Genomic DNA, 21151 nt, shown 5'->3' on the forward strand with positions numbered 1-21151 from the left:
GTGCGACAGAATGCATGTTAAAAAAGGCGATAAAGTTATGGTGATCTCAGGTAAAGAAAAAGGCAAAACTGGTACAATCATTGCTGCTTTTCCAAAGACTGACCGAGTTTTAGTTGAAGGTTTGAATCTTGTGAAAAAGCACATGAAACCTAACCAGGCAAATCCACAAGGTGGAATTGTAAGCCAAGAGGCATCAGTTCACGTATCGAACGTTATGTTAATCGACCCTAAATCAGGCGAGCCGACTCGCGTAAGTTACAAAGTGGAAGATGGCAAAAAAGTTCGTGTTGCAAAAAAATCAGGCGAAACAATCGATAAATAAGTAAAAGAAGAAGGGAGGTACACACATGAACCGCCTAAAAGAAAAATTTCTTAAGGAAGTTTCTCCTGCTCTAATGAGCAAGTTTGAATACAAATCAGTTATGCAAGTGCCACAAGTGAACAAAATCGTAATCAACATGGGTGTTGGTGACGCTGTTCAAAACACTAAAGCACTAGATGCAGCTGTTGAAGAATTAACAATCATCACAGGACAAAAACCTGTTGTGACTAAAGCTAAGAAATCTATAGCTGGCTTCCGTCTTCGTGAAGGTATGCCAATCGGCTGTAAAGTAACATTACGCGGTGAGCGTATGTACGACTTCTTGGACAAATTAATTGCAATCTCACTTCCACGTGTTCGTGACTTCCGCGGTGTTTCTAAAAAAGCATTCGACGGTCGCGGTAACTACACATTAGGTGTTAAAGAACAATTAATCTTCCCAGAAATCGACTACGATAAAGTGTCTAAAGTACGCGGTATGGATATCGTAATTGTAACAACTGCGAACTCTGATGAAGAAGCTCGTGAGTTATTATCACAATTCGGAATGCCGTTCCAAAAGTAAACATAAGGGAGGCGTAAACGTGGCTAAAAAATCAATGATCGCGAAACAAAAGCGCACGCCAAAGCATAATGTACAAGCTTACACACGTTGTGAACGTTGCGGTCGTCCGCATTCGGTCTTACGTAAATTTAAACTTTGCCGTATTTGTTTCCGTGAGCTTGCTTACAAAGGACAAATTCCTGGCGTGAAAAAAGCCAGCTGGTAATCCCCTAAACTGGGAAGGAGGTTAATGTAATGACAATGACAGATCCGATTGCAGATATGCTTACACGTATTCGTAACGCGAACATGGTTCGCCACGAAAAATTGGAAGTACCTGCATCAAACATGAAAAAAGAGATCGCTGAGATCCTTAAACGTGAAGGTTTTGTTCGTGACGTAGAATACGTTGAAGATAGCAAACAAGGTATCATCCGTATCTTCTTGAAATACGGTCAAAACAACGAACGCGTTATTACTGGTTTGAAACGTATTTCTAAACCTGGTCTTCGTGTGTATGCGAAGACAAATGAAGTACCAAGAGTATTAAATGGACTTGGAATTGCTTTAGTATCAACTTCTAATGGTCTATTAACTGATAAAGAAGCACGCGCTAAACAAGTTGGCGGCGAAATCGTAGCTTACGTTTGGTAAAAAGCAACAATCGAATGGAGGTGCAATAAATGTCTCGTGTAGGTAAAAAACCAATTGAGGTTCCTGCTGACGTTACTGTAACTATCGGTCAAAACAACGAGGTTACTGTAAAAGGTCCAAAAGGCGAGCTTACTCGTACTTTTAATGCAGATATTAAAATCGAAAAAGAAGAAAACGTTGTTACATTAACACGTCCTTCTGATACAAAAGATCACCGTACGATTCACGGTACAACTCGTGCTTTGCTTGCAAACATGGTTGAAGGTGTTTCTAAAGGGTTCGAACGTACTCTTGAACTAGTAGGTGTTGGTTACCGTGCTTCTTTACAAGGTGAAAAACTTGTATTGAACGTAGGTTTCTCTCATCCAGTAGAATTCACTCCTGAAGATGGTTTAAATGTAGAAGTTCCTACAAACACTAAAATCATCATTAGAGGAATTAACAAAGAACGCGTTGGTGCTTTAGCATCAAACATTCGTCAAGTACGTCCACCAGAGCCGTATAAAGGTAAAGGTATTCGTTATGAAGGCGAAGTTGTTCGTCGTAAAGAAGGTAAAACAGGTAAATAATGCTGCCTAAGCATTAGAAAGGAGTGACCTCTGTGATTACGAAACAAGATAAAAATCAAGTTCGTAAAAAACGTCATGCACGTGTACGTTCTAAAATCACGGGTACAGCTGAACGTCCTCGTTTAAATGTATTCCGTTCTAATAAACACTTATATGCGCAATTAATCGACGATACTGCTGGTGTAACACTTGTAAGTGCTTCTACTATGGAAAAAGATTTCGATGGTACTGGTAACTTAGAGTCTGCTACAGCAATCGGCGAAACAATCGCTAAACGTGCTTCTGAAAATAACATTAAAGTTGTTGTTTTCGACCGTGGCGGTTACTTATATCATGGACGCGTAAAAGCTATAGCTGAAGCTGCTCGCGAAAATGGCCTAGAATTTTAATAAGAAGGAGGGACACATTTCATGCGTCACATTGATCCAAACAAACTTGAACTTGAAGAGCGCGTAGTTACAATTAACCGCGTAGCTAAAGTTGTAAAAGGTGGACGTCGTTTCCGCTTCACTGCATTGGTTGTTGTTGGTGACAAGAATGGCCACGTAGGATTCGGTACTGGTAAAGCACAAGAAGTACCAGATGCTATCCGTAAAGCAATTGAAGATGCGAAGAAAAACCTGATCGAAGTGCCTATGGTACGTGGTACTACTCCACATTTAATTATCGGTAACTTTGGCGCTGGTGAAATTTTAATTAAACCTGCTGCTCCTGGTACTGGCGTTATCGCTGGTGGACCAGTTCGTGCTGTACTTGAGCTAGCTGGTATTACTGATATTCTTTCTAAATCTCTTGGTTCTAACACACCTATTAACATGGTTCGTGCTACAATCAACGGCTTAACTGGACTAAAACGTGCTGAGGACGTTGCTAAATTGCGCGGGAAATCAGTTAAAGAGTTATTAGGTTAAGGGAGGGAAATGACAATGGCAAAATTACAAGTTACCCTCACTAGAAGCGTAATCGGGACAAAACCTGGTCAACGCAAAACTGTAGAAGCTCTTGGTTTACGTAAAATGCATCAAACTGTTGAGCATGCTGACAACGTAGCCATCCGTGGGATGGTTGAAAAAGTAGCTCATTTAGTTTCTGTAAAGGAACTATAATTAGTATTTTAGAATAAGGAGGTGCCACCCATATGAAACTGCATGAGTTAAAACCAGCAGAAGGATCTCGTTCAAACCGTAAGCGTAAAGGTCGCGGGATTGGTTCTGGTAATGGTAAAACTGCAGGTAAAGGTCATAAAGGTCAAAACGCTCGTTCTGGCGGCGGTGTTCGTCCAGGATTTGAAGGCGGTCAAAACCCATTATTCAGACGTTTACCAAAACGTGGCTTTACGAACATTAATCGTAAAGTTTACGCTATTGTGAATCTTGATACACTTAACCGTTTCGAAGAGGGCACGGAGGTTACACCTGCATTGCTTATTGAAACAGGTTATGTGAGCAGCGAAAAAGCTGGAATTAAGATTCTTAGCAACGGAACTCTTGACAAAAAGCTTACTGTGAAAGCTCACAAATTCTCTGCTTCTGCTAAAGAAGCTATTGAAGCTGCGGGCGGACAAACAGAGGTGGTTTAATGTTTCAGACAATCTCCAACTTTATGCGCGTTAGAGATATAAGAAATAAAATCATTTTTACTTTGTTAATGTTAATCGTTTTCCGTGTTGGGACATTTATCCCAGTACCAAACGTTGACGCACAAGTATTGCAAGCTACAGACCAATTTAGTTTGATTGGTTTCTTAAATACATTTGGTGGCGGTGCCCTTGCTAACTTTTCGATTTTAGCAATGGGAATCATGCCGTACATCACAGCATCGATTATTGTGCAATTGTTACAAATGGATGTTGTACCGAAGTTTACGGAGTGGGCAAAACAAGGTGAAGTCGGAAGACGTAAACTTGCTCAGTTCACACGTTACTTCACAATTGTGTTGGCGTTCATCCAAGCGATGGCGATGTCATACGGATTTAACCGTATGTATGGTGGTTCTTTAATTAAAGAAGATGGCTTCGCGACTTATGTTGTTATAGCAATTGTGTTAACAGGTGGAACTGCGTTCCTACTTTGGTTATCTGAGCAGATCACTGCTAAAGGTGTTGGTAATGGAATTTCCATTATTATCTTTGCAGGTATCGTTGCTGCGATGCCAAGTGCTGCTAACCAAATCTATGCACAACAATTAGATGGAGCTGGTGATGATTTATTCATCCGTATTGGTATTATGGCACTTCTTGTTTTAGCGATAATTGCTGTTACTGTAGGAGTTATTTACGTTCAACAAGCGTTGCGTAAAATACCGATTCAGTACGCAAAACGTGTTGCTGGCCGCGGTGCTACTGGTGGACAACAAACACACTTACCGTTAAAAGTGAATGCTGCGGGAGTAATCCCAGTAATCTTTGCGGTTGCATTTATCATTACTCCACAGACACTTTCTACTTTCTTTGGACAGAATAATGTAACGGATTTTATTCAGAACACATTTGATTATTCAAAACCGGTGGGCATGCTCATCTACGTTGCGTTAATCATTGCATTTACGTATTTCTATGCGTTCATTCAAGTGAATCCTGAAAACGTTGCAGATAATCTGAAAAAACAAGGTGCTTATATTCCGGGAATTCGTCCAGGGAAAAACACACAAGATTATTTAACAACAGTCTTGTATCGTTTAACTTTCGTGGGTGCGATCTTCCTAGCACTAGTTGCAATTATGCCGATTTTGTTCATTAATTTTGCTGGTCTTCCAGCATCTGCTCAAATCGGTGGAACAAGCTTACTAATCGTTGTCGGTGTTGCACTGGAAACGATGAAACAGCTTGAATCACAACTAGTGAAACGTCATTACAAAGGTTTCATGAAATAAAGTTTGGTTTTTAGGAACGTCTTCGTTCCTTTTAACCTGCAAATTATGCAGGGGGCAAAACGTATGAATATCGTTTTAATGGGTTTGCCGGGTGCAGGTAAAGGCACTCAAGCAGATAAAATTGTTGAGAAGTACGCAATCCCTCATATTTCTACAGGCGACATGTTCCGAGCAGCTATAAAAGGTGGCACGGAACTTGGCCTTAAAGCCAAATCGTTTATGGATGATGGTGCATTAGTACCTGATGAAGTAACGATCGGGATCGTTCGTGAAAGATTAAGCAAGTCTGATTGTGATAACGGATTTTTATTAGACGGGTTTCCGCGTACAGTTCCTCAAGCAGAAGCACTTGATGCGCTATTGCTTGATTTAGACAAAAACGTAGAACACGTACTAAATATTCAAGTTGAGCAAGAAGAATTGATTAAGCGCCTAACGGGGCGTCGCATCTGTAAAGAATGTGGCACTGCGTATCATCTAATCTTTAACCCATCTCAAGTAGATGGAGTTTGTGATAAAGATGGGGGCGAGCTTTACCAGCGCGCGGATGATAATCCGGAAACGGTCACTAACCGTCTGGAAGTAAATATGAAACAAACACAACCTTTACTCGACTATTATGGCGACAAAGGTGTTCTAACAAATATTAACGGTCAGCAAGACATTCATAAGGTATTTGCTGATTTAAATGCTCTTTTAGAGAGCAAACGCAGCTGAATCTAGCGGCACTGTAAACGGAATTTTTTTTCGAGAGCTGCAAAAGCAAATTATGCCCGCTATACGAAAGAACGAAATAGTAAGTGTTACGTTTAAGAGGATCCCTTTGTCCTTTCGTGCATTTCTACTTCCGACAAGGTATAATGGGTTTCGTGGAAGCATCTGTGTAACGGATATGGTGGAACTCATCCAAGGCATTCCGAGCGTTCGTGTTTACATGAGGGAGACAGGTTCACCCCGGTCAGTCTACTCCGTAGGTTGCCAGAAGCGAAACCTGACGAGTGTCTTTCGAACATCTCTCATGCAAAACAAACATATGTTGAAACGAATAAAGTCCATCTGGGATTTAATTTGCGGAACATGCCGTTTGATTTGCTGATGAGACCTGATTTTTTATACAGAAGGGAGACAGGGTTGATGGCGAAAGACGATGTAATTGAAGTCGAAGGAACAGTTGTTGAGACTTTGCCCAACGCGATGTTTAAGGTAGAATTGGAAAATGGACACACGATTCTTGCTCATGTTTCGGGCAAAATCCGTATGCATTTTATCCGCATCTTACCTGGAGATAAAGTCACAATTGAACTTTCTCCTTACGATTTAACTCGCGGACGTATCACATACCGTTTTAAATAATCTTTTGCACTCCGGACCACTAAGGAGGTTGGGTTAGATGAAAGTAAGACCATCTGTGAAACCGATCTGCGAAAAATGTAAAGTTATTCGCAGACGCGGTAAAGTAATGGTAATCTGTGAAAATCCTAAACATAAACAAAAACAAGGCTAATTTGAAGGAGGTGCACGACACACATGGCTCGTATTGCTGGTGTTGACATTCCGCGCGATAAACGCGTTGTTATTTCATTAACATATATTTTCGGTATTGGTAAAACAACTGCACAAAAAGTTCTTGCTGCTGCAGGAGTTTCTGAAGAAGCACGCGTTCGTGATCTTACAGAAGACGAATTAAACAAAATTCGTGAATCAATTGGTGCTTTCAAGGTTGAAGGAGATCTTCGCCGTGAAGTATCATTAAACATTAAACGATTGATGGAAATCGGTTCATTCCGTGGTATCCGTCATCGTAGAGGTTTACCTGTTCGCGGTCAAAATACGAAGAACAATGCGCGTACGCGTAAAGGTCCTCGTAAAACTGTTGCTAACAAGAAAAAATAATCGGTAAAGGAGGTTTCTTCCTAACATGGCACGTAAACAACAAACACGTAAGCGTCGTGTGAAAAAGAATATCGAATCCGGTATTGCTCACATCCGCTCTACATTTAACAACACAATTGTAACAATTACAGATATGCAAGGAAATGCGGTATCTTGGTCAAGTGCTGGTTCACTTGGTTTTAAAGGTTCTCGTAAATCGACACCATTTGCTGCGCAAATGGCTGCCGAAGCAGCTGCTAAGTCATCTGTTGAACATGGTTTGAAGACGTTAGAAGTTACGGTTAAAGGTCCTGGTGCAGGTCGTGAAGCTGCAATTCGTGCACTTCAAGCTGCAGGTCTTGACGTTACAGCTATTAAAGATGTAACTCCAGTTCCACATAACGGATGCCGACCACCAAAACGTCGTCGCGTGTAATAGGTGCGTCTCAATTAATTAATTGATTGAGAACATCATTTCTTGTACAAACTGAGTTGTGCAATCACCGATAAGTCTAGTACCTATCGATTTCTGATGGAACGAACCTATACATTCGATGTTTTGAAGGAGGGTATATTTGAATGATCGAAATTGAAAAACCAAAGATTGAAACGGTTGAGATCAGCGAAGGTGCCAAATTTGGCAAGTTTGTTGTAGAACCGCTTGAGCGTGGATATGGAAACACATTAGGTAATTCCCTACGTCGTATTCTTTTATCTTCTTTACCAGGGGCTGCAGTAACTTCTATTCAAATTGATGGTGTTCTTCACGAGTTCTCTACTATTGAGGGCGTAGTTGAAGATGTTGCTTCAGTTATTATGAATGTGAAGAAATTAGCTCTAAAAATCTACTCTGATGAAGAAAAAGTCATTGAGATTGATGTTAAAGGTGATGGACAGGTTACAGCTGCTGACATTACACATGACAGTGATGTAGAAATTTTAAATCCTGATCTCTATATTGCAACAATCGGTAAAAATGGTCATTTGCGTATGCGTATGTATGCACAACGCGGCCGCGGTTACACTCCTGCTGATCAAAACAAACGTGAGGATCTTCCTATCGGCGTGATCCCAATCGACTCTATTTATACTCCAGTTTCACGCGTCAATTTCCAAGTAGAGAATACTCGTGTTGGTCAAATGACTAATTTCGATAAGCTTTCTCTTGATGTGTGGACAGATGGCAGCATCGGTCCAAAAGAGGCGATTTCGCTTGGAGCGAAAATTTTAACTGAGCATCTAAACATTTTTGTTGGTATGACTGATGAGGCACAAACTGCTGAAATCATGGTCGAAAAAGAAGAAGACCAAAAAGAAAAAGTGTTGGAGATGACAATCGAAGAGCTTGATCTTTCTGTTCGTTCTTATAACTGCTTAAAGCGCGCAGGTATCAATACGGTACTTGAGTTAGCTAATAAGTCAGAAGACGACATGATGAAAGTTCGTAACTTAGGACGTAAATCACTAGAAGAAGTTAGAGCGAAGTTAGATGAGCTTGGCTTAGGATTACGCAAAGAAGACTAAGCGACTTTTTTGATAAAGCAAGATTAATATTCAACAAAGGAGGTAAACATCTATGGGTTACAGAAAACTTGGTCGTACAAGTTCTCAACGTAAAGCGATGTTGCGTGACTTAACAACTGATTTGATCATCAACGAACGTATTCAAACGACTGAAGCTCGTGCGAAAGAAGTGCGTTCAGTTTGTGAAAAAATGATTACATTAGGTAAACGTGGAGATTTGCATGCACGTCGTCAAGCGGCAGCATATATTCGTCGTGAACTAGTAACTGCTACTGATGAAGAAGGCAATGAATCAACAATTTATGCTTTGCAAAAATTGTTTGATGATGTAGCACCACGCTACGCTGATCGTCAAGGCGGATATACACGTATTATGAAAATGGGACCTCGTCGTGGAGACGGAGCACCAGTAGTAATAATTGAATTGGTTTAATCAATAAAATTTGAAGAGGGTTCTAGGTTAGTAGCCGCCCTCTTTTTTTAACAAAGATTTATACGACATAATGAAAAGCAGAGCGTTACAATGAGCGGACCTTTTGGTAGCGTCTCGTCTAGCTCTACGCACCTCATTCACGTAGACGGTCTGAGCAACCGGATACGATACAGATATAGAAGAGCGCATTTCTCTGAATGAGGTGCGCGCTTTTTTATTTTATTTCAGTTATTTAACATATACATTATTTGGAGACAAATATAAAAAGACATCAGTATACGCCAATGTGGTGTATACTGTATTTTTCTATTATCATAAAATATAAATAGAGTAGATTGAGTTGAGCTGAGTTAGAGGAGGTAAATGTTTTATGAACGAGATTTTATCATTACATGAAGTTACTTATACATATACACCTGAAGAAACAGAGAGTCGTAATGCATTAGACGGTATCTCTTTAACTGTGAACGATGGCGAGTGGATTGCAATCGTTGGTCATAATGGTTCTGGTAAATCCACAATGGCGAAACTCATGAATGGTCTTTTATTCCCTCAAAATGGGGAAGTACGAGTTCTTGGTGAAGCGCTTAATGAAGAAAATTTATGGGACATTCGTTCACAAATGGGTATGGTGTTTCAAAATCCGGACAATCAATTTGTCGGGGCAACCGTGCAGGATGATGTTGCTTTTGCTTTGGAAAATAACGGGATTCCGTTTGAAGATATGGTAGTACGCGTACATGAGTCTCTTACTCAAGTGAAAATGGAGAAGTTCTTAAATAGTGAACCACACCATTTATCAGGTGGTCAAAAGCAACGTGTAGCTATTGCAGGTGCACTTGCATTGAAGCCGAGAATTTTAATATTAGACGAAGCAACTTCGATGCTTGATCCTCAGGGACGAGAAGAAGTATTATCGACTGTCCATCGTTTACGTGAAGAAACGCATTTAACTGTCTTATCTATTACACATGATTTAGAAGAAGCATTGCTCGCTGATCGGATTATTGTAATGAATGATGGCCGTAAATATGCAGAAGGCACACCAGCAGAAATTTTCTCGCGTGGAGAAGAGTTAGTAGAACTGGGCTTAGATTTACCGTTTGCTTTAAAGATGAGCAAACTCTTAATAAATAATGGAGTCGTCTTAAAAGATACACATATGTCAGAACAAGAGTTGGTGAAGGATATATGGACATCAAACTTCAACAAGTAGGGTATGCCTATGCAAAAGATTCCCCTTTTGAAAAGCGTGCGTTAGTCGATGTGAATTTACATATTCCGTCAGGCTCATTTCAAGCAATCATTGGCCATACTGGTTCTGGGAAATCTACTTTGCTTCAACACTTAAATGCACTACTAAAACCTACTGAAGGTACTGTAGCTATCGGAGATTTGATGATACAAGCTGGTAAGAAAGTGAAAAACTTAAAGCCGGTTCGTCAGAAAATCGGGATTGTATTTCAATTCCCAGAACATCAATTGTTTGATGAGACTGTGTTAAAAGATATCATGTTTGGGCCATTAAACTTTGGCGTGCCTAAAGAAGAGGCTGAGAGACGTGCACGCCTCTTAATTGAGCAATTAGGTTTACCTGAGGAAGTGCTCCATAAATCACCGTTTGATTTATCAGGCGGTCAAATGCGCAGAGTGGCCATTGCAGGCGTTTTAGCAATGGAGCCAAGCGTACTAGTCTTAGACGAACCTACAGCTGGTCTAGACCCACGTGGACGTCTAGAAATCATGGACCTATTTCGAAAGCTGCATGTAGATAAAGGGTTGACTACAATTTTGGTCACTCATTCTATGGAAGATGCCGCACGTTACGCAGACCGAGTAGCCATTATGCATGAAGGTCAATGTGTGTTAAGTGGCGATCCAATCGATATTTTTGGTAATGAAGAACAACTTGCAGAATATCGATTAGCTGCACCACGTGTTGTGCGTTTTCAACGTGAATTTGAGGCACTCATCGGTTATCCATTACCAAAATTATGCTTAACAGAGGAACAGTTGGCTATAGAAATAGGTCGCGTTGCCCAAGGGGAGCGTGAGTCTAAATGATGGAGAAAATGATTTTTGGTCGCTATATTCCAGGGGATTCCTTTATTCATAAATTAGACCCGCGTTCTAAACTAGCATTTGTGTTTTTATTTATCGCAGTTGTCTTTTTAGCCAATAATGCGGTTACATATGCTTTGTTACTGGCATTCACGTTAGTCACGGTGTTATTTTCACGGATTCGCTTATATTTCTTGATTAATGGTTTAAAGCCCATATTATTTTTGCTGGTCTTTACATTCTTAATGCATATCTTCTTTACTAGGGAAGGCGATTTATTGTTTAAATGGCAATTTATCGAAGTGTATGAAGAAGGGTTGAAACAAGGTATTTTCATTTCTGTGCGCTTTTTAGTATTGGTCTTTATCACATCTATATTAACGTTAACAACTTCTCCTATATCGATTACTGATGGGTTGGAGATATTGTTGAATCCGTTTAAGCGTTTTAAATTACCTGTGCATGAACTCGCTTTAATGATGTCGATATCGTTGCGCTTTATTCCTACTTTAATGGATGAAACAGATAAAATTATGAAAGCTCAAATGGCACGTGGATCTGATATTAGTACGGGATCAATAAAAGAGCGAATTAAAGCCGTCGTTCCCTTGTTAATCCCCTTGTTTGTCAGTGCGTTCAAACGGGCTGAAGATTTAGCTGTGGCGATGGAAGTACGTGGTTATCGCGGTGGAGAAGGTCGAACTCGTTACCGCCAATTGAAATGGGATTGGCGAGATTCTACAATCCTACTGTTGTTAGTGGTTGTTACAATAGTTCTTTGGTTGTTGCGATCGTAAAACTGGAGGGAACAGTAGTGAAACGTTTAAAAGTAACAATTATGTATGATGGATTTGGTTTTGCAGGCTATCAAGTACAACCGAATGAACGTACTGTTCAACTTGAATTAGAAAAAGTACTAACTAAAATGCATAAAGGAACAAAAGTGAAAGTCGTTGCGAGTGGTCGTACTGATGCTGGTGTTCACGCAACTGGACAAGTTATTCATTTTGATACAGACCTCAAATTTCCAATTAATCGTTGGCAACGAGCACTTAATGTTCAGTTGCCTGGAGATATAGTTGTGGTCTCTGTTGAAGAAGTTTCGAGCGATTTTCACGCGAGATATGGCACCACGGGTAAAGTATATCGCTATAAGTGGGGGTTAGGCGACGTTGAGAGCCCGTTTAAGCGTCATTACGTTGTATATATGCCAGGAGTTAAGCCGAACGTTCAACTCATGAGAGAAGCAGCCCAAGCGTTTTTAGGCACACATGATTTTACTAGTTTTTGTTCAGCAAGAACAGAAGTAGTTGATCGAGTTCGACATATAAAACGTTTGGAATTGATTGAAAATGATCAAGGAGAGCTTCATATGGTCATTGAAGGAGACGGTTTTTTATACAATATGGTCAGAATTATTGCGGGGAATTTATGGGAAGTAGGCATTGGTAAACGTGAACCGTCTGAGATGGCACACATACTCACAGCTATGGACCGAAAAAGAGCCGGGAAAACCGCTCCAGCACAGGGTTTATACTTAGAATCGGTGTATTATGTTGAATGAAGCAACACTTCCTGGTGTTTTGAAATAAATCCTTGACTTTTTCTCCGTGGCGTTATATGATGACACATGGTATTTCATTAACCCCACAATAAGCCCCGAAACTTGTTGTTGATGATGATATAGAAAAATTTTAATCATATTAGATCGAATTAGGAGGACAAAATACATGCGTACAACATTCATGGCTAAGGGTCACGAAGTAGAGCGTAAATGGTTAGTAGTAGACGCAGAAGGCCAAACTCTTGGTCGTTTAGCATCTGAAGTAGCTGCAATCTTACGTGGTAAAAACAAACCAACATTCACACCACACGTTGACACAGGTGATCACGTGATCATCATCAACGCTGAGAAAATTCATTTGACTGGTAAAAAATTAACGGACAAAATTTACTACCGTCATACACAATTCTCTGGTGGTTTGAAAAAACGTACAGCATTAGAAATGCGTACAAACTATCCTACAAGAATGCTTGAATTAGCAATTAAAGGGATGCTTCCTAAAAACTCTTTAGGTCGTCAAACATTCACAAAACTTCACGTATACGCTGGAGCAGAACATCCACATGCAGCACAACTACCAGAAGCTTATGAGCTTCGCGGATAATTAAAGTTAAAGAGGAGGATACACCCTTGGCACAAGTTCAATATATCGGCACAGGTCGTCGTAAAAGTTCAACAGCACGCGTACGTTTAGTACCGGGCGAAGGTAACATCATTATCAACAAACGTGACGTAGAAAACTACGTACCATTTGAAACTTTACGCGCAATCATCAAACAACCATTAGTAGCAACTGAAACTCTTGGTAGCTATGATATCCATGTAAACGTAAATGGTGGTGGATACACAGGTCAAGCAGGCGCAATCCGTCATGGTATTGCTCGTGCACTACTTAATGTAGATCCTGATTTCCGTCCAGCATTGAAATCTGCAGGACTATTAACTCGTGATTCACGCATGAAAGAACGTAAAAAACCAGGTCTTAAAGGCGCTCGTCGTGCACCTCAGTTCTCAAAACGTTAATCTTTCTATGTTACAAGACCCTCAACCATTTTGGTTGGGGGTCTTTTTTAGCCTCTTCTGCTTTCTAGAAAGAGGCTTTTTGAATAGATGATCTTGAATAGGGTTGGTCGAATGGCAAGAATCAACTGGACATAGGATGTAGTAAGAAAAAAATTCAGGGGGAAGATAAATCGGCTACTACATAACAGTTGAACAAGATGTACAGGTATTTGTTGAAGATATAAACCCGGGAAATGGGAAGACTATTTTGTTTTTACATGGGTGGCCAGCTAATCACAAGATGTTTGAGTATCAGTTCAACCAACTGCCGCAACTGGGGTACCGTTGTATTGGAGTAGATTTCCGAGGTTTTGGAGATTCAGATCGTCCGTGGAATGGATATAACTATGATCGGATGGCAGATGATATTCGTGCCGTTATTGATGCACTCGAGTTGGAAGATGTGGTTCTTGCGGGTCACTCAATGGGAGGAGCCATTGCCATCAGGTACATGTCTCGACATGCAGGACATAAAATAATAAAACTTGCTCTTTTTGGTGCGGCAGCCCCTGTATTTACTCAACGTCCAGATTATCCGTATGGGAAGACGAAAGAAGAAGTCAATAAATTAATCCAAGGAACCTACACCAATCGTCCACAGATGCTTGCTGATTTTGGGGATATCTTTTTTACACGATATTTAACAGAAAGCTTTATAGACTGGTTTCAAAGTTTAGGTTTAGAAGCTGCAGGTCATGCAACTGCCATGTGCCTAGCTTCACTAAGGGATGAAGATTTACGACCAGATTTAGCTGACATCCATGTACCTACAGCGATATTTCATGGCAAGCAAGACAAAGTTTGTCCATTTGTATTTGGTGAATTAATGCATGCAGAGATTAAAGACTCGGAACTGATTCCTTTTTATTATAGTGGCCATGGCTTGTTTTACTGTGAGATGAAAAAATTTAATAGGGAATTGATTCGCTTCATGTCTTAGATGTTACTGCTATTATTTGAAGGCTTTACTCATAGTGGAAAAGGTATTGATATGGAAGATGCCATTAGGGGTATTTAAATATTCCTGAAAAACTAGCATATACATCTAGTATTGTGATATTAAAGAGGTGGAATACGATTGCCATTTATACATAAATCAATATCAATTATTGTGGGAAGTCTTTTAATGGCAACTGGTGTAAATGTTTTTTTAATAAATCATGAGTTGTTAGACGGTGGAACTTTTGGAATGGGGTTAATACTACATTATTTAACAGGGCTCCAAGTGGGATTAATGGTCATAACGTTGAGTATTCCAGTGTTAATTCTTGCTTGGTTTTATAATCGATCTTTCTTATACAACAGTATTCATGGTATGTTGTTTTCTTCTTTCATTGTGGACTTGACTTATCATCCATTGCGGGCTCTCGGGCTTATTCTGGATCAGAACCCAATGACCAGCGCGATCTTGGGCGGTTTATTTGTAGGAGCAGGAATTGGACTCATGCTTCGCTTTGATACAAGCATTGGGGGGACTGATTTGCTTGGCCAAATTATCGCCAATTATGCAAGAATAAATCCAGGAATGGTTATTTTTTTAATTGATATGCTCATCGTTTTTTCTGGTAACTTTATTATTACCGATAGTTCGTTCCTCTTATCAGGTATCACGGTGATTTGTGTTGGAACAATGACTAGCATATTAACCGTAAAAAGGAAAAAGAATTATTCTCCAATTATTACGTTTGGGATTGTATCCTAATTTTTAATGCCCTGTTTCTCACAATGAGGAACAGGGCTATTTTTGAGTAATGAAATGTTAAATAATGGTGCTAATAACAACTGGTTCATCAGGGATTTTGGTGGAGCCAAAGAGAAGGAGAGAAATGAAGATAATGAGTAAGAGCCCATTAACAAATCTGACACCATCAAACTTAGATTTTTTATGAGGATAATTATTATTCAATCGTTCACATCCTTTTTTTATTCATTCGTTTACTTAGTGCTTCAAACACCTCATCAAGTGTCATGTCTCCATTTTCATCTAAAAAATCAGACATATCCTCTGACTTATCATCTTTTAGATTTTTATATTTCCCAATTAACGTAACACTTATAGAAGGGGAGTTTCTAAATAAATGAACTGATTCCACTTTTAACTTTCCAAGAAGTAATAAGGAGGCAGCAATGATGTCAAGGTCCTTCCCTTTTAATAAATCATGTAGGGTATATGTTGAATTCTTTTGCTTATGAAAATGATGATCACTCAAGTTAATGCCCCCCTATCTCTATGGTATGTAACTTCAGCGAATTTGTTTGGTTTCAAATAATCATAAACCATTAACTTGAAAGACAATCTCCTGCGATTGAATAAGAGATAGTAAGTTAGGAAATAATGAAGTCCTAGAAGCCAAAAGAGGGGACTATCAAATATGAACTTTGAAGATTATAGTTTCTGGGAAATGATTGTTAGAGCGACTGTTACTTTTATCGTATTGCATTTTTTGGCACGAGTTTTAGGTAAAGAACAACTGGGTCAACTCACATTTTTTAATTACATCACTGGAATAACAATCGGTTCAATAGCGGGAGAAATCGTTTCACATGATAATACACATTTCTTAAATGCGATTACCTCTTTAGTATGGTGGTCAGTTCTTACTCTGCTCGTAAGTTATATAACGTTAAAATCAAGAAAGGCAAAAAATTTACTTGATGATATACCGAAGATTATCATAAAAGACGGGAAAATTTTAGAAAATGAACTCAAGTCAGCCCGTCTACCTATTGTTGATTTAAATATGTTGTTAAGGATGCAGGGGATTTTTTCGGTCCAAGATGTGCAATTTGCAGTATTAGAAACAAACGGACAACTTAGTGTCTTCAAAAAAGTAGCCCAGCAAAATGCGACAAAACAAGATGTGAAAGCTAAGATCGATGTACCAAAGTATATGCCATTCACAATTATCGCAGAGGGAAAAATCGTAACGGAGAATTTTCCTGGACAAAACTTTACCGAAGAATGGTTAGATAATGAATTGAAAAAGCATGGAGTTAATTCGATAGAACAAGTTTTTTATGCTGAAATTCAATCAGATGGCTCTGTCTACATGGATTTGAGAGATGACAACTTGTAATACTTGTTTGTGAAGGCACTTCCTGTGTAAGGAAGATTCCAGTCTTTAAATTGTGAAACCTTTTCTTGAAATGGAAAAGGTTTCACAATTTAAAAAGGTACGATATTTTCCTCATAGTTCGTATAGGACATACGTATAGTGAGTGTAAAAGGTGGTGTCGTACGCGTTGAAACGCTGGATAGCAATTGGACTTTTATTGTTAGTCTCTGTATCAGTTGTAGTTTATGAAACTCAAGCATCTGATCGTGCATTCTTTTTACCAGCGCCTCTTGCTGGAATGAGAATTGTAGTTGATCCTGGTCATGGTGGAATGGACGGTGGCGCTTCTATTGGAGAAGTTGTTGAGAAAGATATAACGCTAGCACTTGGGAAAGAACTCGAAAAAGAATTAAAACATCTGGGTGCCGAAGTTGTGATGACAAGGTCGAATGAGGAAGATGCAGTAGCCGAACATAATCCCAAAGCTACGTTCCCAACCATTCGTGCAAGAAAACGTGCAGACTTACAATTGCGTGAAGAAATGATTGCCAACACAGAAGCAGATTTATTTATCAGTGTCCATGTGAATTCTATACCTGATGCAAGATGGCGTGGGGCTCAAGTGTTTTACCATAAGGAAGGTCATGTAGATGGCGCTGCTGTTGCGAAAGCTATTCAAGGCGCAATCCGAGAACATATTGGAAATACTGAACGTGAAGCATTAGCAATTAAAGAAGTATACTTATTGAAAAAAGCAACCGTGCCAGCAGTATTAGTGGAAACAGGATTCTTAAGTAACCCTGAGGAATTAAAATTATTGACGTCTAAAGACTATCAAAAGAAAATGGCTGAAGCAATTGCTGATGGGATTGAAGAGTACGTAGATGGTGAAATGCAGTGACACGCTAATAACCTCTTTATTAAAGTAAGAAGAAGTTTGACGAATAACATTTATTCAATGCCTCCTACACTAACGAAGATCCTATAATGCCGACTAGCTATATTTGATATGATATACTATAGGACGAAATGTACATTAAAGGAGTGTCTAATTTGATAAATGAACAACAGGTTCGCGAACTGCTCGGGCAATTACAAGACCCTTTTTTACATAAAACGTTACTTGAAACAAATGGCATAAAAGAAGTATCTATTAAAGAAGAAAAAAATCATGTAAGCGTAAAGCTTGCGATTGCTAAGATCAATACTGCTGAACAAATGCAACTGCAAATGAAGGTCGTAGATGCATTAAAAGGAGCGGGTGTTGGTACAGTAGGCATTCGCTTTGAAGAATTGCCAGCAGAAATGTTAGCGTCGTTCCGCGGAACGACAACTGCATCTGAAGCACAAGATTTATTGTCACCATTAAATAAAGTGGAATTTATCTCAATTGCATCTGGTAAGGGAGGCGTAGGGAAATCTACCGTTTCCGTAAACTTAGCAGTTGCGTTAGCGCGCTTAGGCAAGAAAGTCGGATTAATCGATGCGGATATTTATGGCTTCAGCGTACCTGATATGATGGGCATTCAACAAAGCCCAAAAATAGAAGGTACTCGCATTATCCCAGTTGAACGATTTGGGGTAAAAGTTATTTCAATGGGCTTTTTCGTTGAAGACAACGCACCTGTAGTATGGCGCGGTCCTATGCTTGGTAAAGTATTAGATCAATTCTTTAAAGATGTTGAGTGGGGCGAATTAGATTATTTATTGCTTGATTTACCACCGGGAACAGGTGACGTGGCACTTGATATTCATCAAATGATCCCATCATCTAAAGAAATCGTTGTTACCACTCCGCACCCAACCGCAGCTTTTGTTGCTGCTCGTGCAGGTGCCATGGCGCTTTCAACAGATCATGAAGTTTTAGGCGTAATCGAAAATATGGCGTGGTTCCAATCGAAAACATCGAATGAAAAAGAGTATGTTTTTGGTAAGGGAGGAGGTCCGAAGCTTGCAGATGAGCTTCGTACAGAACTCCTTGGTCAAATCCCGCTAGGTCAACCTGATTGGAATGAAGAAGATTTTGCTCCTTCTGTGTATTCAGAGGTGCATCCTACAGGTAAACTATATGGAGAAATCGCTACAAAAGTCATTAATAAATTAACAAAATAATGTAAAACCCCCGCTCATCATATTACGAGCGGGGGTTTCTGTTATTAAGGTTTATTTCCTTGGCCGCCACCGCCACCACTAGAATCTTTTGCTGGCGATTTTCCTTTTTCTTCTGTCGTGCCAGCCGCTTTGATTAATTCTACCCATTTCGCTTTTAGAAGCGGGCTATCAATCGTTTCCTGCACAATTTTTTCGATTTCTTTGCGATTTGTTGACGACTGTAAAATCGTTTCCATTTGTTTTTGCATATCCGGTTGACCAAAGAATGTTTCTAACTCTTTTTGAAATGATGCATCTTTCATTAAGTCAGTCATGATATCTTGTTGTTGTTTTTTCATGCTTTTCGCAAAGGTTTCAGAGAAAGTTGGGTCTTTAAAGGTATCTTTCCAAAATTTTTCCGCATCCTTTGACAGAAGAGTATTCTCAATCGAATTTTTAACATCTTCTTGTTCCAAAATTAAAAGCTCTTTAAATTCAGGGTCTGAAAGCATTTGACGCATTACTTTTTTTCCTTCTTCAGTTTGCATGGTATCCGTAATCATTTTTTTCGTTTCCTCATAAGAAGGGGTGCTGCTTTGTTGTGCTCCACAACCTGCTAATACGACGATTCCTAAAAGTATTATCCATTTTCGCATACTTAACCTCTTTTCTTCCACTGACCTTTTCATTTATTGTTCACATATTTCTTGAGAATATGTAGATATTGATTAGTAAATTAGATTTTTTGCTTATTCGTTGATACAATCAAGTGAAGAACTTGAGAAAAACGGAGGATTTTTTGCTGTGACGATACGAAATTGGTTTATATTTTTCTTCAAGGCACTTGTAATTGGGGGTCTAGTTACCGGTGTGCTTGGATTAATTATTCGATGGCAAGATGCATTTGCACCATATGTTGCAAGTGGAGAGTATGCAGAATTTGCCGCAAGTTTTTTGTGGTTTGTATTTCTTGGTATGACAATGAGTGTTTTAAGTCAAATGGGATTTTTCGCATATTTAACAGTCCATCAATTTGGTGTTAATATTTTTAAAACCTTAACATTATGGAACTGGGTACAGTTATTAATTATTGCATTAGTTATTTTTGATTTAATTAAATTTCGTTTTATGCCGATTGCAAATTCGCAATCACAACTATGGTTATATTTAGGCCTTCTGGCTATTCTAATAACAACAGGATTAGTTGTAGCTTATTTCAAAGCTAAATGGACGAAAAAACATGCATTCATATCTGCGTTATTTTTTATGATTGTTATTACAACGTTAGAATGGTTACCCGTTTTGATGGTAGATGAAAAAGACGTAGATCGTTACGTAACTTTATTATTGTTCCCATTATTAGCGGTAAATGCATACCAATTACTAAAATTACCTAAATACAATGCGAAGTCTGATGTGGATCGATTAAAATTAGAAGAGCGTCGAAAAGCACGTGCTCAAACGACTAAAGTAAAAGCATAAAAAAAGCATCCAGTTGGATGCTTCAGATTGTAGACAAAAGGGGTTCGGAATGGTCTCATTCCGAACCCCTTTTTTAATTTTTATTGGATTTGAATCAATTATTGAGAATAGTAGACCTCTGCGAGGTCATTATTTATGCCATTTTCGGAGCTCGCCATGTCCAGCTGGCGAGTTTTTTTAAATTCATGGCAGCGAAAGTAAGCATCGCCTGCATCGACAATTTTTTAAGTCCCCTTAACGTTGTCCAACGCATACCATGCTTTTCTTTTGCATCTGCGAATACTCGCTCAATTGTTTCTTTACGTTTTGCATAGATGGGTTTTACATCTTCATGATGGCGAAGATGATCAGCTTCCTCGATGCAAGCCTGCCAAATATGACGTGTCACCACTTTTTGGTGGTCTCGACTTTCGGTACATTGGGATAATAGTGGACACGTCGCGCAGATGTGCTTTGGTGACTTGTACTCCCGATATCCTTCTTTATTCGTTGTTGAGTATTTCAAGATCTCGCCCGCTGGGCAAAGGTAACAGTCAAAGTGTTCATCATACACATAATCGTGTTTTCGGAAGAATCCTTCCTTAGTCCGAGGGCGTGTGTATGGTAAGGCAGGAGTAATTTCGTTTTTTAATAAATAATTCGTAATTGCAGGTGTTTTATAAGCTGCATCTGCCGCAACAGCTTCAGGTTTCGCAACATTCTCAATGACTTGATCTACTAATGGCTCTAACATATTACTATCATGTGTGTTACCTGGCGTTACAATCGTTCCTAATACAAAACCATTTCGGTCCGCCGCGGCATGGAAAGAATAAGCGAACTGTTTTGTCCGTTCATCTTTAACGTAGTATCCGCTTTCTGGATCGGTTGTGCTTTCTTTGATTTCTTTCGATTCTTCCTTATCGAACTTATCTTGTGGGAATGGCTTTTTCCCGTGCTCTTCACGGTCTCGATTAATCTCTTCTTTAAGGCGTTCTTGATAAGAGCGAGTTTCTTTGCGAACGACTTTCTTTTCGAATTTGCGCTTATTCGCACTTGCTTTTACA

At 39.4% G+C, this 21151-nt stretch carries 32 protein-coding genes; 29 read left to right on the forward strand and 3 right to left on the reverse strand.

The features are described from left to right. Nucleotides 1-10 precede the first annotated feature (10 nt). The 25 genes from rplX to C8K15_RS08750 all read left to right on the forward strand — a co-directional run bounded on the left by rplX (nucleotide 11) and on the right by C8K15_RS08750 (nucleotide 15178). Nucleotides 11-322: a 50S ribosomal protein L24 gene (gene rplX / locus C8K15_RS08630; RefSeq protein ID WP_024536512.1), complete on the forward strand. Its 312-nt coding sequence runs from the start codon at nucleotides 11-13 to the stop codon at nucleotides 320-322. Between the two features lie 25 nt (nucleotides 323-347). After that, nucleotides 348-887: a 50S ribosomal protein L5 gene (gene rplE / locus C8K15_RS08635; protein WP_108586011.1), complete on the forward strand. Its 540-nt coding sequence runs from the start codon at nucleotides 348-350 to the stop codon at nucleotides 885-887. Nucleotides 888-906: 19 nt separating this feature from the next. Continuing rightward, nucleotides 907-1092, forward strand: a complete 186-nt coding sequence (locus C8K15_RS08640; RefSeq protein WP_016429895.1) for a type Z 30S ribosomal protein S14 — start codon at nucleotides 907-909, stop codon at nucleotides 1090-1092. Between the two features lie 29 nt (nucleotides 1093-1121). Beyond that, nucleotides 1122-1520, forward strand: a complete 399-nt coding sequence (gene rpsH, locus C8K15_RS08645) for a 30S ribosomal protein S8 (RefSeq protein ID WP_016429896.1) — start codon at nucleotides 1122-1124, stop codon at nucleotides 1518-1520. 29 nt (nucleotides 1521-1549) lie between these two features. After that, nucleotides 1550-2089, forward strand: coding sequence for a 50S ribosomal protein L6 (gene rplF / locus C8K15_RS08650; RefSeq protein ID WP_108586012.1), 540 nt, complete (start codon nucleotides 1550-1552; stop codon nucleotides 2087-2089). Nucleotides 2090-2121: 32 nt separating this feature from the next. Then, nucleotides 2122-2478 carry a 50S ribosomal protein L18 gene (gene rplR / locus C8K15_RS08655; RefSeq protein WP_108586013.1) on the forward strand — a complete coding sequence of 119 codons (357 nt, stop codon included), beginning with the start codon at nucleotides 2122-2124 and terminating at the stop codon, nucleotides 2476-2478. 21 nt (nucleotides 2479-2499) lie between these two features. Continuing rightward, a complete protein-coding gene (gene rpsE / locus C8K15_RS08660; protein ID WP_024536516.1) occupies nucleotides 2500-3000 on the forward strand; it encodes a 30S ribosomal protein S5 in 501 nt (166 codons plus the stop codon). A gap of 15 nt (nucleotides 3001-3015) precedes the next feature. Continuing rightward, complete coding sequence (gene rpmD, locus C8K15_RS08665; protein WP_108586014.1) at nucleotides 3016-3195, forward strand: 50S ribosomal protein L30; 180 nt, start codon at nucleotides 3016-3018, stop codon at nucleotides 3193-3195. A gap of 32 nt (nucleotides 3196-3227) precedes the next feature. After that, on the forward strand, nucleotides 3228-3668 hold the full coding sequence (gene rplO, locus C8K15_RS08670; protein WP_024536518.1) for a 50S ribosomal protein L15: 441 nt from the start codon (nucleotides 3228-3230) through the stop codon (nucleotides 3666-3668). After that, on the forward strand, nucleotides 3668-4960 hold the full coding sequence (gene secY / locus C8K15_RS08675; RefSeq protein ID WP_108586015.1) for a preprotein translocase subunit SecY: 1293 nt from the start codon (nucleotides 3668-3670) through the stop codon (nucleotides 4958-4960). The genes rplO and secY overlap by 1 nt, the downstream gene beginning before the upstream one ends. Nucleotides 4961-5023: 63 nt before the next feature. Further along, a complete protein-coding gene (locus C8K15_RS08680; protein WP_108586016.1) occupies nucleotides 5024-5677 on the forward strand; it encodes an adenylate kinase in 654 nt (217 codons plus the stop codon). Nucleotides 5678-6094: 417 nt separating this feature from the next. After that, a complete protein-coding gene (infA, locus tag C8K15_RS08685; RefSeq protein WP_016429904.1) occupies nucleotides 6095-6313 on the forward strand; it encodes a translation initiation factor IF-1 in 219 nt (72 codons plus the stop codon). A gap of 37 nt (nucleotides 6314-6350) precedes the next feature. After that, complete coding sequence (gene rpmJ / locus C8K15_RS08690; protein WP_000868344.1) at nucleotides 6351-6464, forward strand: 50S ribosomal protein L36; 114 nt, start codon at nucleotides 6351-6353, stop codon at nucleotides 6462-6464. A gap of 23 nt (nucleotides 6465-6487) precedes the next feature. Further along, nucleotides 6488-6853 carry a 30S ribosomal protein S13 gene (gene rpsM, locus C8K15_RS08695; RefSeq protein WP_108586017.1) on the forward strand — a complete coding sequence of 122 codons (366 nt, stop codon included), beginning with the start codon at nucleotides 6488-6490 and terminating at the stop codon, nucleotides 6851-6853. Nucleotides 6854-6878: 25 nt separating this feature from the next. Next, nucleotides 6879-7268 (forward strand): 30S ribosomal protein S11, encoded by a 390-nt coding sequence (gene rpsK / locus C8K15_RS08700; RefSeq protein ID WP_019415648.1) that lies wholly within the window; start codon nucleotides 6879-6881, stop codon nucleotides 7266-7268. 143 nt (nucleotides 7269-7411) lie between these two features. Further along, complete coding sequence (locus C8K15_RS08705) at nucleotides 7412-8356, forward strand: DNA-directed RNA polymerase subunit alpha (protein ID WP_108586018.1); 945 nt, start codon at nucleotides 7412-7414, stop codon at nucleotides 8354-8356. 52 nt (nucleotides 8357-8408) lie between these two features. Then, nucleotides 8409-8789: a 50S ribosomal protein L17 gene (gene rplQ / locus C8K15_RS08710; RefSeq protein WP_024536523.1), complete on the forward strand. Its 381-nt coding sequence runs from the start codon at nucleotides 8409-8411 to the stop codon at nucleotides 8787-8789. 370 nt (nucleotides 8790-9159) lie between these two features. Then, nucleotides 9160-10005, forward strand: coding sequence for an energy-coupling factor ABC transporter ATP-binding protein (locus C8K15_RS08715; RefSeq protein WP_108586019.1), 846 nt, complete (start codon nucleotides 9160-9162; stop codon nucleotides 10003-10005). Then, the gene (locus C8K15_RS08720) at nucleotides 9981-10853 is read left to right on the forward strand and encodes an energy-coupling factor ABC transporter ATP-binding protein (RefSeq protein ID WP_108586020.1); all 873 of its coding nucleotides are present in this window, start codon (nucleotides 9981-9983) and stop codon (nucleotides 10851-10853) included. Before C8K15_RS08715 ends, C8K15_RS08720 begins: the two co-directional genes overlap by 25 nt. Beyond that, a complete protein-coding gene (locus tag C8K15_RS08725; protein WP_108586021.1) occupies nucleotides 10850-11647 on the forward strand; it encodes an energy-coupling factor transporter transmembrane component T family protein in 798 nt (265 codons plus the stop codon). Before C8K15_RS08720 ends, C8K15_RS08725 begins: the two co-directional genes overlap by 4 nt. Nucleotides 11648-11664: 17 nt before the next feature. Then, entirely contained in the window at nucleotides 11665-12414 is a 750-nt protein-coding gene (gene truA / locus C8K15_RS08730) for a tRNA pseudouridine(38-40) synthase TruA (RefSeq protein WP_108586022.1), read from the forward strand. 166 nt (nucleotides 12415-12580) lie between these two features. Further along, nucleotides 12581-13018 (forward strand): 50S ribosomal protein L13, encoded by a 438-nt coding sequence (gene rplM, locus C8K15_RS08735; protein ID WP_108586023.1) that lies wholly within the window; start codon nucleotides 12581-12583, stop codon nucleotides 13016-13018. A 26-nt stretch (nucleotides 13019-13044) separates the two neighbouring features. Continuing rightward, nucleotides 13045-13437: a 30S ribosomal protein S9 gene (gene rpsI, locus C8K15_RS08740; RefSeq protein ID WP_108586024.1), complete on the forward strand. Its 393-nt coding sequence runs from the start codon at nucleotides 13045-13047 to the stop codon at nucleotides 13435-13437. Nucleotides 13438-13606: 169 nt separating this feature from the next. Beyond that, nucleotides 13607-14416, forward strand: coding sequence for an alpha/beta fold hydrolase (locus C8K15_RS08745; protein ID WP_108586025.1), 810 nt, complete (start codon nucleotides 13607-13609; stop codon nucleotides 14414-14416). Nucleotides 14417-14554: 138 nt separating this feature from the next. After that, on the forward strand, nucleotides 14555-15178 hold the full coding sequence (locus C8K15_RS08750) for a YitT family protein (protein ID WP_108586026.1): 624 nt from the start codon (nucleotides 14555-14557) through the stop codon (nucleotides 15176-15178). Between the two features lie 208 nt (nucleotides 15179-15386). On the opposite strand, the gene C8K15_RS08755 is transcribed toward C8K15_RS08750, so the two are convergent. Then, on the reverse strand, nucleotides 15387-15686 hold the full coding sequence (locus tag C8K15_RS08755; protein WP_108586027.1) for a hypothetical protein: 300 nt from the start codon (nucleotides 15684-15686) through the stop codon (nucleotides 15387-15389). A 162-nt stretch (nucleotides 15687-15848) separates the two neighbouring features. Here C8K15_RS08755 and C8K15_RS08760 point away from each other — a divergent pair, with 162 nt between their 5' ends. The 3 genes from C8K15_RS08760 to C8K15_RS08770 all read left to right on the forward strand — a co-directional run bounded on the left by C8K15_RS08760 (nucleotide 15849) and on the right by C8K15_RS08770 (nucleotide 18644). Then, nucleotides 15849-16553 carry a DUF421 domain-containing protein gene (locus C8K15_RS08760; RefSeq protein WP_108586028.1) on the forward strand — a complete coding sequence of 235 codons (705 nt, stop codon included), beginning with the start codon at nucleotides 15849-15851 and terminating at the stop codon, nucleotides 16551-16553. A 166-nt stretch (nucleotides 16554-16719) separates the two neighbouring features. Then, on the forward strand, nucleotides 16720-17433 hold the full coding sequence (locus tag C8K15_RS08765; RefSeq protein WP_108586029.1) for an N-acetylmuramoyl-L-alanine amidase: 714 nt from the start codon (nucleotides 16720-16722) through the stop codon (nucleotides 17431-17433). A 152-nt stretch (nucleotides 17434-17585) separates the two neighbouring features. Then, nucleotides 17586-18644: a P-loop NTPase gene (locus C8K15_RS08770; protein ID WP_199224081.1), complete on the forward strand. Its 1059-nt coding sequence runs from the start codon at nucleotides 17586-17588 to the stop codon at nucleotides 18642-18644. Between the two features lie 44 nt (nucleotides 18645-18688). On the opposite strand, the gene gerD is transcribed toward C8K15_RS08770, so the two are convergent. After that, nucleotides 18689-19279, reverse strand: coding sequence for a spore germination lipoprotein GerD (gene gerD, locus C8K15_RS08775; RefSeq protein ID WP_108586030.1), 591 nt, complete (start codon nucleotides 19277-19279; stop codon nucleotides 18689-18691). 148 nt (nucleotides 19280-19427) lie between these two features. Here gerD and C8K15_RS08780 point away from each other — a divergent pair, with 148 nt between their 5' ends. After that, complete coding sequence (locus C8K15_RS08780; protein ID WP_108586031.1) at nucleotides 19428-20105, forward strand: KinB-signaling pathway activation protein; 678 nt, start codon at nucleotides 19428-19430, stop codon at nucleotides 20103-20105. Between the two features lie 133 nt (nucleotides 20106-20238). Here C8K15_RS08780 and C8K15_RS08785 read toward each other — a convergent pair. Further along, a partial coding sequence (locus C8K15_RS08785; RefSeq protein WP_108586032.1) for an IS1182 family transposase occupies nucleotides 20239-21151 on the reverse strand: 913 nt, incomplete at its 5' end.

Origin of the sequence: Paenisporosarcina sp. OV554, from assembly GCF_003058165.1 — a bacterium.
GTDB lineage: Bacteria > Bacillota > Bacilli > Bacillales_A > Planococcaceae > Paenisporosarcina.